This is a genomic window from Agrobacterium sp. CCNWLW32, assembly GCF_037083425.1.
In the GTDB taxonomy this organism is placed as follows: Bacteria; Pseudomonadota; Alphaproteobacteria; order Rhizobiales; family Rhizobiaceae; genus Agrobacterium; species Agrobacterium radiobacter.
Map to the genome: position 1 here is coordinate 143900 of NZ_JBAOJM010000001.1, position 11866 is coordinate 155765.

The 11866-nt window shown below is 60.9% G+C and carries 14 protein-coding genes; 9 read left to right on the forward strand and 5 right to left on the reverse strand.

Annotated elements, in window-relative coordinates:
* The first annotated feature begins 33 nt into the window (after positions 1-33).
* Together V6R85_RS00760 and blaOXA are read left to right on the forward strand one after the other, a co-directional pair.
* The gene (locus V6R85_RS00760) at positions 34-513 is read left to right on the forward strand and encodes a YcgN family cysteine cluster protein (RefSeq protein ID WP_003509227.1); all 480 of its coding nucleotides are present in this window, start codon (positions 34-36) and stop codon (positions 511-513) included.
* Positions 514-681: 168 nt separating this feature from the next.
* Positions 682-1506: a class D beta-lactamase gene (blaOXA, locus tag V6R85_RS00765; RefSeq protein ID WP_003509224.1), complete on the forward strand. Its 825-nt coding sequence runs from the start codon at positions 682-684 to the stop codon at positions 1504-1506.
* A 27-nt stretch (positions 1507-1533) separates the two neighbouring features.
* On the opposite strand, the gene V6R85_RS00770 is transcribed toward blaOXA, so the two are convergent.
* Positions 1534-1869 carry a type II toxin-antitoxin system YafQ family toxin gene (locus tag V6R85_RS00770; RefSeq protein ID WP_111835073.1) on the reverse strand — a complete coding sequence of 112 codons (336 nt, stop codon included), beginning with the start codon at positions 1867-1869 and terminating at the stop codon, positions 1534-1536.
* On the reverse strand, positions 1866-2141 hold the full coding sequence (locus V6R85_RS00775; RefSeq protein WP_020811442.1) for a type II toxin-antitoxin system RelB/DinJ family antitoxin: 276 nt from the start codon (positions 2139-2141) through the stop codon (positions 1866-1868). The genes V6R85_RS00770 and V6R85_RS00775 overlap by 4 nt, the downstream gene beginning before the upstream one ends.
* A gap of 211 nt (positions 2142-2352) precedes the next feature.
* On the opposite strand from V6R85_RS00775, the gene V6R85_RS00780 reads away from it, so the two are divergent.
* From V6R85_RS00780 to V6R85_RS00800, 5 genes are all read left to right on the forward strand, one after another.
* Positions 2353-4932 carry a heavy metal translocating P-type ATPase gene (locus V6R85_RS00780; RefSeq protein WP_162695606.1) on the forward strand — a complete coding sequence of 860 codons (2580 nt, stop codon included), beginning with the start codon at positions 2353-2355 and terminating at the stop codon, positions 4930-4932.
* Complete coding sequence (cueR, locus tag V6R85_RS00785; RefSeq protein ID WP_060726101.1) at positions 4929-5351, forward strand: Cu(I)-responsive transcriptional regulator; 423 nt, start codon at positions 4929-4931, stop codon at positions 5349-5351. The genes V6R85_RS00780 and cueR overlap by 4 nt, the downstream gene beginning before the upstream one ends.
* Before the next feature lie 52 nt (positions 5352-5403).
* Positions 5404-5604 carry a heavy-metal-associated domain-containing protein gene (locus tag V6R85_RS00790; protein WP_060723954.1) on the forward strand — a complete coding sequence of 67 codons (201 nt, stop codon included), beginning with the start codon at positions 5404-5406 and terminating at the stop codon, positions 5602-5604.
* Positions 5605-5680: 76 nt separating this feature from the next.
* Positions 5681-5950 (forward strand): ribbon-helix-helix domain-containing protein, encoded by a 270-nt coding sequence (locus V6R85_RS00795; protein ID WP_003509217.1) that lies wholly within the window; start codon positions 5681-5683, stop codon positions 5948-5950.
* On the forward strand, positions 5940-6305 hold the full coding sequence (locus V6R85_RS00800; RefSeq protein ID WP_060726102.1) for a hypothetical protein: 366 nt from the start codon (positions 5940-5942) through the stop codon (positions 6303-6305). The genes V6R85_RS00795 and V6R85_RS00800 overlap by 11 nt, the downstream gene beginning before the upstream one ends.
* On the opposite strand, the gene V6R85_RS00805 is transcribed toward V6R85_RS00800, so the two are convergent.
* The gene (locus tag V6R85_RS00805) at positions 6302-6550 is read right to left on the reverse strand and encodes a hypothetical protein (RefSeq protein WP_003509215.1); all 249 of its coding nucleotides are present in this window, start codon (positions 6548-6550) and stop codon (positions 6302-6304) included. The genes V6R85_RS00800 and V6R85_RS00805 overlap by 4 nt on opposite strands.
* A 176-nt stretch (positions 6551-6726) precedes the next feature.
* On the opposite strand from V6R85_RS00805, the gene V6R85_RS00810 reads away from it, so the two are divergent.
* Positions 6727-8115 (forward strand): MFS transporter, encoded by a 1389-nt coding sequence (locus V6R85_RS00810; RefSeq protein ID WP_336377019.1) that lies wholly within the window; start codon positions 6727-6729, stop codon positions 8113-8115.
* An 80-nt stretch (positions 8116-8195) separates the two neighbouring features.
* Here V6R85_RS00810 and V6R85_RS00815 read toward each other — a convergent pair whose 3' ends face one another.
* Both V6R85_RS00815 and V6R85_RS00820 read right to left on the reverse strand, forming a co-directional pair.
* Positions 8196-8369, reverse strand: coding sequence for a hypothetical protein (locus V6R85_RS00815; protein ID WP_020009686.1), 174 nt, complete (start codon positions 8367-8369; stop codon positions 8196-8198).
* Between the two features lie 67 nt (positions 8370-8436).
* The gene (locus V6R85_RS00820) at positions 8437-10152 is read right to left on the reverse strand and encodes a glycoside hydrolase family 32 protein (RefSeq protein ID WP_035213467.1); all 1716 of its coding nucleotides are present in this window, start codon (positions 10150-10152) and stop codon (positions 8437-8439) included.
* 169 nt (positions 10153-10321) lie between these two features.
* On the opposite strand from V6R85_RS00820, the gene V6R85_RS00825 reads away from it, so the two are divergent.
* On the forward strand, positions 10322-11782 hold the full coding sequence (locus V6R85_RS00825) for a protein adenylyltransferase SelO (protein ID WP_060726105.1): 1461 nt from the start codon (positions 10322-10324) through the stop codon (positions 11780-11782).
* Positions 11783-11866 lie beyond the last annotated feature (84 nt).

Here is an 11866-nt window from a genome sequence, read left to right on the forward strand (position 1 = left end):
CCAAGTGATCAAAATGAAACGGAAATGTTAACGATGAATGACGCGCCGTTCTGGAAAACCAAATCGCTGACCGAGATGACCGGTGAGGAATGGGAAAGCCTGTGCGACGGCTGTGGCCTCTGCTGTCTCAACAAGCTGGAGGACTGGGACACCGGCGAAGTGGCGTTCACCTCGGTTCGCTGTGTGCTGCTCGATGGCGAGAGCTGTCGATGCTCCGACTACGAAAACCGCCGCGCCACCGTGCCGGACTGTATCCAGCTGGACCTCAAGAAGGTCCATGAGATCGGCTGGCTGCCGCCCACCTGCGCCTATGCGCTGGTGCGTGATGGCAAGGATCTCTACTGGTGGCACTATCTTGTTTCCGGCGATACGGAAACGGTGCATGAGGCGGGCATTTCCGCACGCGGCCGCACGGTCAGCGAGGCCGATGTGGATGTTGACGACTTCGAGGATTATGTGGTCGACTGGCCGCTGACGGTCGGCGAGAGGGCGGGCGAAAAGGAGCGGATGTGACGGAAAACGTCGATTTTCGTTTTGGTCCTATTCCTGCCCCATCAGTCTCCTAAAGGCATGTCGTCCGAAAGCGTGTCACGGTTTCGGGATCGACTTGTCTGAAATCAAAGACAGCTTCCGGCCATTCCGGCAAATGATCCGCAAAGCGGACGAGGGACATCAAAACGCATGCGCTACCGGCTGCCCGCCATCGTTCTTTCATGCCTTGCCCTTCCGGGGCTCCTGCCGTTTTCCGCTGATGCCCAGCAACAGCCCCAGGCCTTCGAATGCACGCTCGTCACCTCAATCGAGACCGGCGCGATCATCAACCAGCAGGGCGCCTGCGACCAGCGCGTGGCGCCGGCTTCCACCTTCAAGGTGCCGCTGGCGCTGATCGGTTACGATGCCGGCATTCTTCAGGATGAAAAGACGCCCGCCTGGGACTGGAAACCCGGCACGGAGGCGCGCGCCTCCGACCGCAAGACGGTCGATCCCTCGATATGGGAACAGGATTCGGTCCTGTGGTATTCGCGTGAAATCACCCGTCGCCTTGGACCGGATAAATTCGCCGCCTATGTGAAGCGTCTCGGTTACGGCAATGCCGATGTTTCCGGTGAGCCGGGCAAGAATAACGGCCTGACCCATTCCTGGCTCGGATCGTCGCTGACGGTTTCGCCGGTGGAGCAGGTCGGCTTCCTCCGCCGCCTCCTGGCCGGCAATCTGCCGGTCTCGCGTGATGCGCAGGCGAAGACAAGGGCAATCGTTCCGGTCTTTGATGCGCCGGAAAGCTGGGCCGTGCATGGCAAGACCGGCACCGGCTACATGCGTGACGAAAAGGGCAACCCCGACCGCAACCGTCCCTTCGGCTGGTTTGTCGGCTGGGCGGAGCGCGAAGGCCAGCACATCGTCTTCGCAAGGCTGCGCGTTTCCGACAAACCGTCCGACGAGCCGCTCGGCCCCGCCGTGCGCGATGCATTCCTGCGCGATATTCCGCGGCTGGCCGTGCACCGGTAGCGAGATCGTATCTTTCAGATCGCGTCTTTACCTGAAAAGCTCGGCGTGCGTTCCTGCGCAGGTGAAGATGAGAAGGTTCTGCTTCTCATCAAGTTTGTAGATCAACAGAAAGTCCCCGCTGACATGGCATTCGCGATGATCGTGCCATTCTCCGGTCAATTCATGGTCACGAAACTGCGCCGGTAATGGCGCTTCGTTGGAAATGAGAAGGAGCATGATCTCCTTCAGTTTCACCATGTCATAACGCCCGGAATTGTTCAGCCGTTGCCAGTCCTTGATAAATTGCCTGGTGAAATCCGAACTGCGCGGCAGCACCGTTCGCTTCGATGCCGCCTCTTTTCCGTGACCTTTCTTATCCGTCACCGCTTGTTACCATCAAGGGCGTCAAACAAGGCTTGCGCCGTGCCGAAACGATTGCGCCTGGCAGCCGCGATGGCGCGCGCTTCTTCAATCGCGGCGAGCGTTTCAGCGTTCGGTTGCGTCAGTTCTATCGGCAGTGCTTTTTCTCGGGCAATGCGCGTCAGCATCATTCGCATGACGTCGGAAACAGTCAGTCCCAGACTGTCGAGCACGGCAGTCGCGTCGTCCTTGAGTGCCTGATCGATGCGCGCTCTCACATAAGCATTTGCGGTCATGATCAATCTCCTTTTTAGAGATTTGTTTGTAGCTCAAATGAGCATCAAATTCAACGCGTGTATTGCCGCCCCCTCCATACTCTTTCTTGCCGAGCGGGCGGCGGCGATAAGCGTGGCTGCGCTCACGATTGTGTGTTCAACAAAAACTTTCCCTTCCCTTGACCTTCCCATCATGGGAATCTCTACATAGGGTCTCGAAAGGGGATTTCCCATGAACGAGACAGTCAAACACGCCCATCGAAATGAACCGGTTTCCATTCCCGTGGAGGGCATGACCTGCGCTTCCTGCGTGCGGCGGGTGGAAACGGCTGCCGCCAAGGTGCCCGGTGTCATGTCGAGTTCCGTGAACTTCGCCACGAAGAAGCTTACCGTCGAGCCCGCCGAGGGTTTTTCGGCGCGCACGCTTGGCGCCGCCATCAAGAAGGTCGGTTATGATATCGCGCCGGAGCGGCAGGAATTTACGGTGGAAGGCTTGCAGGGCGAGGCGCAGGCCGGGCGGCTGAAGGCCGTTCTGGAAGCGGTCGCCACCACAATCGCCGTCAAGGTAGACGCGGCTTCAGGCAAGGTCTCGGTGGAAACGATCGGCGGCCGGCGCGAACGGGACGCATTGGTGGAAACGGCAAAGCTTGCCGGGTTCGCGCTGAAGACACCGAAACCGCACGATCATTCCGCCCATCACAATCATAACCAGCACCAGGGACATCATCAGGGCCATGGTCAGATGGCGGGCGAAACCGGCGGCCATGACCACATGCAGCATGCGGGTGAGGAGGGCGCGCTGAAACGCGACCTGACGATTGCCGCGATCCTGACCGCGCCGCTTTTCGTGCTGGAAATGGGCGGCCATCTCTATGAGCCGATGCATCACTGGCTGATGGGCATCATCGAGACGCAGAACCTCTATTACATCTATTTCGTGCTGGCGACGGCGGTGATTTTCGGACCGGGCCTGCGCTTTCTCAAGACCGGTTTTCCCGCTTTGCTGCGCGGTGCGCCGGAAATGAATTCTCTTGTGGCGCTGGGCGTGACGGCGGCCTACGCCTATTCCGTCGTGGCGACCTTCGCGCCCGATCTACTGCCGGAAGAGGCGCAATTCGTCTATTATGAAGCGGCAACCGTCATCGTCACGCTGATCCTGACCGGGCGGCTTCTCGAAGCCCGCGCCAGCGGCCGCACCGGAGACGCCATCCGCAAGCTGATGAGCCTGCAGGCGAAGACCGCCCGTGTGGAGCGCGACGGCGCCACCATCGATATTTCCCCCGATGATCTGGTGGCCGGCGATATCGTCGTCATCCGTCCCGGCGAAAGGCTGGCGGTGGATGGCGAAGTCGTCGAAGGCTCGTCCTATGTCGATGAATCGATGATTTCAGGCGAGCCGGTGCCGGTGGAAAAGACGGTCGGCGCAACGGTCGTCGGCGGCACCATCAACAAGACTGGCGCCTTCAAGTTCAAGGCGACCAAGGTGGGCGCGGATACCATGCTGTCGCAGATCATCCGCATGGTGGAGGAGGCTCAAGGGTCCAAGCTGCCGATCCAGCTGCTGGTGGACCGCGTCACTGCGCTCTTCGTGCCCGTTGTCATTGCCATTGCGGTGCTGACCTTCATCGTCTGGGCGATATTCGGCCCGGAACCCGCCTATACATTCGCCCTGGTCAATGCGGTCGCGGTGCTCATCATCGCCTGCCCCTGCGCCATGGGTCTCGCCACGCCCACCTCTATCATGGTCGGCACCGGCCGGGCGGCGGAGCTGGGCGTGCTGTTCCGCAAGGGACAGGCCCTGCAGGAGCTGCGTTCGGCTGAAATCGTTGTGGTCGACAAGACCGGCACTGTGACCAAGGGCCGCCCGGAACTGACGGACCTCGTGGTGGCGGAAGGGTTTGCCGACAACGAGGTTCTGGCGCTCGTCGCCGCCGTCGAGGACCGCTCGGAGCATCCGATTGCCGAAGCCATCGTCCGGGCTGCGGAAGACCGGAGTGTGGTAGCGGGAGAGGGACTTGAACCCCCGACCGTTGAAAATTTCGAAAGCGTCACGGGTTACGGCATCGCCGCCACCGTCAATGGCCGCAGGGTCGAGGTCGGCGCGGATCGCTTCATGGCGAAACTTGGCCATTCCGTGGATATCTTCGCGGATGCGGCGGCAAGGCTGGGTGACGAGGGCAAGACGCCGCTTTATGCCGCCATCGACGGCAGGCTGGCGGCTGCGATCGCCGTCGCCGATCCGCTGAAACCATCGAGTGTCGCCGCCATCAGGGCGCTGCAGGCGATGGGCATCGAAGTGGCCATGGTGACGGGCGACAATGCCCGCACGGCCAATGCAATCGCCCGGCAGGTCGGCATTTCCCGCGTGGTGGCGGAAGTGCTGCCCGAGGGCAAGGTGAAGGCGATCCACGAGATGCGCGCAGGCGGCAAGGTGCTCGCCTTTGTCGGCGACGGCATCAACGATGCGCCGGCGCTGGCCGAGGCTGATATCGGTATCGCCGTCGGCACCGGTACGGATGTCGCCATCGAAAGCGCCGATGTGGTGCTGGTCGGCGGCGATCTCACGGGTGCGGTCAACGCCATCGAGATGAGTCGCGCAACCATCCGCAACATCAAGGAAAACCTGTTCTGGGCTTTCGGCTACAACGTGGCGCTGATACCGGTTGCGGCGGGCGTGCTTTATCCGGCCTTCGGCATCACGCTGTCGCCGATGATTGGCGCGGGGGCAATGGCGCTGTCCAGCGTCTTCGTTCTCGCCAATGCGCTGAGGTTGAAACGGGCGAAGGTGGCCCATCGGGAGGTGACATCGTGAATATCGGCCAGGCATCGGAAGCATCGGGCGTTTCCGCCAAGATGATCCGTTATTACGAGCAGATTGGCCTCATCACCCCCGCCGCCCGCACCGGCAATAATTACCGGGTCTATGGCGAGCAGGACGTGCACAATCTGCGCTTCATCAAGCGGGCGCGCACGCTCGGTTTCTCGCTGGAGGAGACCGAGACGCTGCTGAAACTCTGGCAGGACAAAAGCCGTGAGAGTTCGGCGGTGAAGGAAATTGCGCTCGTCCACATCGCTGATCTCGAACAGAAGATCGCCGAGATGAAGAGCATGGTGAAGACGCTGTCCCATCTCGCCCATTGCTGCGGCGGCGACCACCGGCCCGACTGCCCCATCCTCGATGATCTCGCCGGCGCTGAGAAGAGCGACGCCAGGCCTGTGCGAACCCACTGAACTTTATGACAACCGGCGCGAAAATATCGCTACCGGCCAGAAGGAGAAAACCATGGGTGCAACCACCTTCCTCATTCCAGACATGACCTGCGGCCATTGCGAAAAGACGCTGCGCGGCGCTCTCACTGAGGTGCTTCCCGATGCCGCCGTCAGCATCGATCTTTCCGCCCACCGGCTCACGGTAACGGGCGACGCCGCAACTGCGGAAGCGGCGATCCGCGAAGCCGGTTATTCGCCGGAAAGGGCGGGTTGAAGCATCTCGTTGCTGGAATGAACAGGAAAGATGTGCTACTGAGTAGCATGATCTGTCCTGTCGAGGGAGTGCCACAATGTCCGTCAAGGCGTCAGTTTCCATCTCCGATCAACAGGACAGCTTCGCGCGCAGGCTGGTGGAGGAAGGGCGTTACGCCAGCCTCAGTGCCGTCGTCCAGCGTGGGCTGGAACTGCTTCGGCAGGAGACCGAGTTGAGGGACGCCGAGCTTGCTGCGCTTCGCGACCTGCTGGCAGATCGTAAGCAGGACGACTTCGTCTCCGTTGAGGAAGGTAAACAAAGAACAGCAGCCATGATAGCGGCCAGAAAGGCCGGCTATGGCCTATAAGGTCCTGCGTTCAACACAGACAGATCAAGACCTCGGCCTCATTCTCGACCATCTCATCCAGTCCTATCTCGACCTCGGCGACGCCTTGCCAGCAGCTTTCACGCGCGCTGTACGACGCGTGGGGTCGATTGAAGCGGATATGGAAGCGCTTCATAAAGCGCCCTTCCAGGGAACATTGTTGCCCGAAATATTACCCGGCCTTCGCCGGGTAACGAAAAATCAGGCTGTCTTTTATTTCGATATCGATGAGGGTGAAAAGACCGTGCGTATTCTCGCGGTCTTTTTCGGCGGGCAGGATCATCTACGCTATATGCTCACGCGCCTCGTGTCCGGTCGCACCGTCAGTCTTCCCTAAACCTCGTCGAAAGCCCCGCCTTCCCGTGAGGGATTGCGGTTGATCACCCGTTCCTCGGCATCGTCGGGCAGGGCCTCGTCGCTTTCCTGATAGGGATCGTCCTCGCTCTCGGCCTCTTCTTCCTCGATTTCCTGTTCGATGGATTGCGGAATCTCTCCCTTGGCGGGAAGGGCGTCGATGTCGAGATCGAGCAGATCCTCGTTCATGGCGTCTTCGTTAAGGGGCAGGATTTTCTTGCGGTCCATGACGGTGTCCTTTCTGTCGGTTCTTCGGCAAACGGCCGGGCGCGCGGAGGGTTCCTGCCGCGCGAGAATTCCTTCAGAACAAATGACCTGAAAAAGCCGTCTTGACCTCAATGGCGCTTGAGGTTCTAGTTTGCCCGCCGTATCGCAAAAATGGAAAGGATACGGCTTTGTCGAGTATCGAAATGGCGGAGAAAAACGGCTGGAGCGAATTGCTGAGCGGGGCGAATCTCTCGCTTCTGACCGTCATCTCCTCCGGTATCGGCCTGCACGCTTTTAATCAGTTCGCTGTCGTGACGGCCTTGCCCGTGGCCGTGAACGAAATCGGCGGCGCGAGTTTTTACAGCTGGGCCTATAGTCTTTATTTCGTCGGTTCCGTGGCGGGCGGCGTGACTGCGGTGCTGTTTCGCGAACGTTTTGGCGCGCGCGCCGTCCTGCTTCTGTGCTGCCTGATCTTTTCCTTCGGTTCGGTTCTCTCGGCAATTGCAGGTGACTTTTTGTGGGTCGTCGTCGGCCGGGCCTTGCAGGGACTGGCGGACGGGCTGATCGTCGCCGTTTGCTACAGTCTCATTCCCGCCGGTTTCCGCTCCGGCCTGTTGCCGAAGGTCTTCGCCATCGAGGCGGCGATCTGGGCGGTCGCCTCCTTCATCGGCCCGCTGACCGGCGGTTTTGCCACCGAACACATCTCCTGGCGCGCCACCTTCCTGCTGTCGGCGCCGCTGATCCTGCTGCTTCTGGCCTATACCACCATTGCCGTCTCCGCCGAGCGGCCGGTGGCGGCGACGCGCAAACCGCTGGTGCCGCTGGTTTTCTGCCTTGTCGGCGCATTGGCCTTTTCCGCTCCTTCCGCCTTCGAGGATGCGAGCCTGCGGGCGATTTCCCTGCTGGCGGGGGCGGCGCTGTTGTGGGCGTCGCTGCGGGCTGGCACACGGCCTTCCGTCGGATTGTTCCCGAAGAATTCCTTCCGGCTGAAGACGGTGCTCGGCAGCGGTTTCTGGGTGCTGTTCCTGATGTCCTATGCCCATGCGCTGGGCAGCGTCTATCTCGCTTATGTCGCTATCAATCTCTGGCAGCATGAGCCCACCTTTGCCGGTTTCATCGTGGTGACGATGCCGCTTGCCTGGAGCTTCGTGGCAATGCTGATCGGCAGCCTGCGCTCTAGCCGCCTGCGGGAACTGTGCCTGCATTACGGTCCCTACCAGATGGTGCCGGGCTGCGCCCTGCTGGGGCTGGGGCTGGCGACCGGCAACTGGGGAGAAATGCTGCTCGGGCAAATCCTGATCGGATCGGCCTTCGGCATGTCCTGGGCCGGCATCAGCCAGGCGGCCATGGAGGCCGCGCCGGAAGAGGAACGCAAGATGACGGGTGCGCTTTTGCCGACGGTCGCGACGCTCGGCTCTGCGGCCGGCGCTGGCGCAAGCGGCACTGTCGCCGCCGCCAGCGATCTCGTGGCGCAGATCGAGCGTGCGGATGTGACGATGCCGATGGTTTATCTTTATGGGCTGGGTGTGGTCGTATCGCTGCTGGCGATCATGACCGCCAGCGGGTTGCGGGGTGAAAGGCGCTAGAGCATTTCCAAAAAAAGTGGAACCGGGTTTTCCGTCCGGAAATGCGACCCAACAAAGTGAACGGCCCTTCGCGGCCTTGATCAGGACTGGGTGGCGGCGATGGTGATCGCCGCCAGATAAACGACGAAGGACATGATGGCGATTGCGCCGATAATGATGATGATGCCCTTGCCGGCGCGTTTCTTCTCTGCCTTGTTTTCATTGGCTTCGGTTGGAAACAGGATCGGATCGCTGGTGTCGCGGATTTTGGTCATGCCGTTTCTCCTTTCGGCGGATTGGGCGGTTTCGGTCTATCAACCGCCCAATCCGTCAAAAGGTTCCTCACGGTTTCAGCGCCCAGCTGGTGGCATGCACCACCGCGCCGGGGGCGGCCTTCAGCAGCGCCGAGCGCACGGGTTCGAAACCTTCGATGCGCTTGGTGCCCACATATCGCCCGCGATTGGCGAAGACCTCAATCGAGCCATAATCGAGAAAGATGCGGATGCGGGATGCCTTGGCTCCCCGGGCGATATAATGCGGCGAGGGGCCGTCGCGCCCGTCCTCATGGCAGATCCACAGCCCCGTTTCATCGGAAACGACGCCAAGCTTAACCGTCGGATGATCGAGCATCAGTTCGAAGGGCGCGCCGGGTGAGGCAAGCTCGAACAATATTTCCACCGCCCCGTTGATGAAGGTGACGCGTTCGCCGGCGGCAAGCCGCGTGCGGTCGAGAATATGGCTGCGCAGGCTTTCCGCCGCGCCGATGGGCGGGGTCAGAAGCTCGCCATTCACATAATGAATCCGGCGCGGCAGCGTCATGGAGGTGGGGAAATCGATCTCCGGATTGGCATCCGCCCAGTTTGCCAGCCAGCCCATGCCGATGATGCTGTCGCCATCGAGAAAGGCCTGGAAGGCGTAATTATCGGTGCCGAAATCCAGCTCCTGCCCGGATTCTTTGGTGAAGGCCTTGCCGTCAAACCAGCCGACATCGGCCATAGTCAGGTTCTTGCGGCCGGTCTCCGGGTCCTCCGAATGCATCAGCCCGTAGATCAACACCCAGCGGGTGGACCGGGCATTGACCGGGCCATCGAGCGGCAGCAGGCAGGGGCATTCGATGGCCGTTGTCTTGTAGCGTGTTTCCACCCAGAGTTTGCCGACATAGGTCCAGCCCGATGCCGCCGTGGGGTCGAGCGTTTCGTAGAGCAGAATGACGCCGCCGCCATCGCTCTGGCTGCCAAGCACCATTTTCCACAGGCCATCCGGGCCACGAAAGACGTAAGGGTCGCGGAAATCCGGTGTCAGCCCCTGTCCGTCCGGCCGGGTGCCGAGAATGACCTCGGCCTGCCCAGCCATGATGAGATCGGACGAGGTGGCGGTCAGCTGTATCTGCTGCTCGGGAATGCGGTCCTGCACCTGCTCGGTGAAGAAGACGCGGATGCCGGTGCCTTCCACCAGCGGAATCGTCGAGCCGGAATAGGCGCCGCCGCGCTTGTCCGGCCGCGTCGTCAGATCCTCTGAAGGGAAGAGGAAGATCGGCAGGTGCCGCCAGCGAAGGTAATCGGAGGAGACGGCATGGCCCCAATGCATGGTGTTCCAGCGCAGCCCGTGAGAATAATGCTGATAAAACAGATGCGGGCGGCCCTCGAAGCGGCCAAAGCCGTTCGGGTCGTTCATCCAGCCAAAGGGCGGACGGAAGTGATAGCTGCCGGGAAGTTCGGGTGCGGCATTATCAGGCTTGGTATGGACAACGGTGATGCCGGTCTCGAGCACATCCGACGCGGTGAACCAGTAGATGACGGAAACGGCTGTGGTCACCGTGTCGTAACTCAGCTCCACATGGCCGCCGCCAAAGACCTGATAGATTCGAAAACCGAACTCTTCCGTGTTGACGCTTGAAACTTCAGCGAATTTTCCATTCTGATTGGAAAAGGAGACGGCGCCGGGCTCGGCATCTTTTTTCGCCTTCAGCCAGACATGGAAGGTGGCGTTGACAGGCAGTTCGGTGTGGAGGGTGCGGATGGCGCTTTCCGGTTCGGCTGCGGCTTCAACAACGGTCATTGCTTTTCCTTTCCGTTCGGCATTCTGCTGGTCAAGAATAGGAACGATGATGGCGCGGGAAAGTTCATTGCGCAAAATTGAATGAGGCGATGGAGGAGGCGCGGCATTTATCGCTCGCATCCGCCGCCTTCCGGCCCCATATAGGGGCAAAGCAGGGAGTTTATCCGTGATGAAATTCGACAATTCCTATGCCCGACTGCCGGAACGCTTCAGCGCCGCCGTGCTGCCGACGCCGGTGAAGGCGCCGCGCCTCATCGCTTTCAATCGCGGGCTGGCCGACGAACTCCTTCTCGATGTGGCCGGCCTTGATGATGAAAGGCTGGCGGCGATCTTTTCCGGTAATGTCTTGCCGCAGGGGGCCGAGCCGCTGGCCATGGCCTATGCCGGCCACCAGTTCGGCGGCTTCGTGCCGCAGCTGGGCGATGGCCGCGCCATTCTACTTGGTGAAGTGATCGACATTAACGGCAAACGCCGCGATATCCAGCTCAAGGGCTCCGGCCCGACGCCGTTTTCACGCAGGGGAGACGGCCGTGCGGCCCTTGGCCCGGTGCTGCGCGAATATATCGTGTCGGAAGCGATGTTTGCGCTTGGCATTCCCGCCACGCGGGCGCTGGCGGCCGTCCTCTCCGGCGAAAGGGTGCAGCGCGAAGTCGGCCTGCCGGGCGGCGTCTTCACCCGCGTTGCGGCAAGCCATATCCGTGTCGGCACGTTCCAGTTCTTCGCCGCGCGCGAGGATGACGAGGCGATCAAAAACCTCGCGGACTACGTGATCGACCGTCATTATCCCGAGGCGAAAGAGGCAGACAATCCTTACCTCGCCCTGCTGCGCGGCATCGCCGGGAGGCAATGCGAACTCATCGCCCGATGGATGATGGTGGGTTTCATCCATGGCGTGATGAATACCGACAATATGGCGGTCTCCGGCGAAACCATCGATTTCGGCCCCTGCGCTTTCCTCGATGAATATCACCCCAACAAGGTCTTCTCCTCCATCGATGCACAGGGCCGTTACGCCTTCAACAATCAGCCGGGCATCGCGCAATGGAACATCGCAAGGCTGGCGGAATGCCTGCTGCCGCTGCTCGATCCGCAGGTAGAAAAAGCCGCCGAACTCGCCAACGCCGTTCTCGCCGATTTCGCCGCCGCCTTTCCCCAACGCTGGCTTACCGGCATGCGCGAAAAGCTTGGCCTGACGACCGAGGAAGAGGGCGACATGGATCTGGTGCAGGCGCTGCTGGCGCTGATGCAGGCATCGGAAGCGGATTATACGCTGACCTTCCGGCGTCTTTCCCATGCGGCCAATGGCGACGCCGAGCCATTCCGCGGCATGTTCATCGATATCGCGGGGGCGGACGAATTTCTCACCCGTTGGCGGGAACGAGCCGGTCGTGAGGGGATTTCCGATTCCGAAAGGTCAGGCGCGATGCTCTCTGCCAATCCCGCCATCATCCCGCGCAACCACCGTATCGAGGAACTGATCGAAGCGGCGGTTGAAGAGGATGATTTCGAGCCCTTCCACGCCATGCTGAAGGCGATTGCGACGCCTTTCGAAGAGCGGCCGGATAATTTCGTCTATATGCAGCCGCCGATGAGCCATGAGCGGGTGTTCAGGACATTTTGCGGGACGTAATGGATTCGTCACCTTCGCCGTCATGCCGGACTTGATCCGGCATCCAGCCGCCGCGCGCCTGCGCGGCGAGAAGGGTTTTTCAGC

Excerpts from the sequence above, each read along its gene's own strand:
- V6R85_RS00825 (WP_060726105.1), top strand. The coding sequence starts at position 10,322 with ATGAAATTCGACAATTCCTATGCCCGACTGCCGGAACGCTTCAGCGCC.
- V6R85_RS00760 (WP_003509227.1), top strand. The coding sequence starts at position 34 with ATGAATGACGCGCCGTTCTGGAAAACCAAATCGCTGACCGAGATGACC.
- V6R85_RS00775 (WP_020811442.1), bottom strand. The coding sequence starts at position 2,141 with ATGACCGCAAATGCTTATGTGAGAGCGCGCATCGATCAGGCACTCAAG.
- blaOXA (WP_003509224.1), top strand. The coding sequence starts at position 682 with ATGCGCTACCGGCTGCCCGCCATCGTTCTTTCATGCCTTGCCCTTCCG.
- V6R85_RS00815 (WP_020009686.1), bottom strand. The coding sequence starts at position 8,369 with ATGACCAAAATCCGCGACACCAGCGATCCGATCCTGTTTCCAACCGAA.
- V6R85_RS00805 (WP_003509215.1), bottom strand. The coding sequence starts at position 6,550 with ATGGACCGCAAGAAAATCCTGCCCCTTAACGAAGACGCCATGAACGAG.
- V6R85_RS00790 (WP_060723954.1), top strand. The coding sequence starts at position 5,404 with ATGGGTGCAACCACCTTCCTCATTCCAGACATGACCTGCGGCCATTGC.
- V6R85_RS00795 (WP_003509217.1), top strand. The coding sequence starts at position 5,681 with ATGTCCGTCAAGGCGTCAGTTTCCATCTCCGATCAACAGGACAGCTTC.
- V6R85_RS00820 (WP_035213467.1), bottom strand. The coding sequence starts at position 10,152 with ATGACCGTTGTTGAAGCCGCAGCCGAACCGGAAAGCGCCATCCGCACC.
- V6R85_RS00780 (WP_162695606.1), top strand. The coding sequence starts at position 2,353 with ATGAACGAGACAGTCAAACACGCCCATCGAAATGAACCGGTTTCCATT.
- V6R85_RS00800 (WP_060726102.1), top strand. The coding sequence starts at position 5,940 with ATGGCCTATAAGGTCCTGCGTTCAACACAGACAGATCAAGACCTCGGC.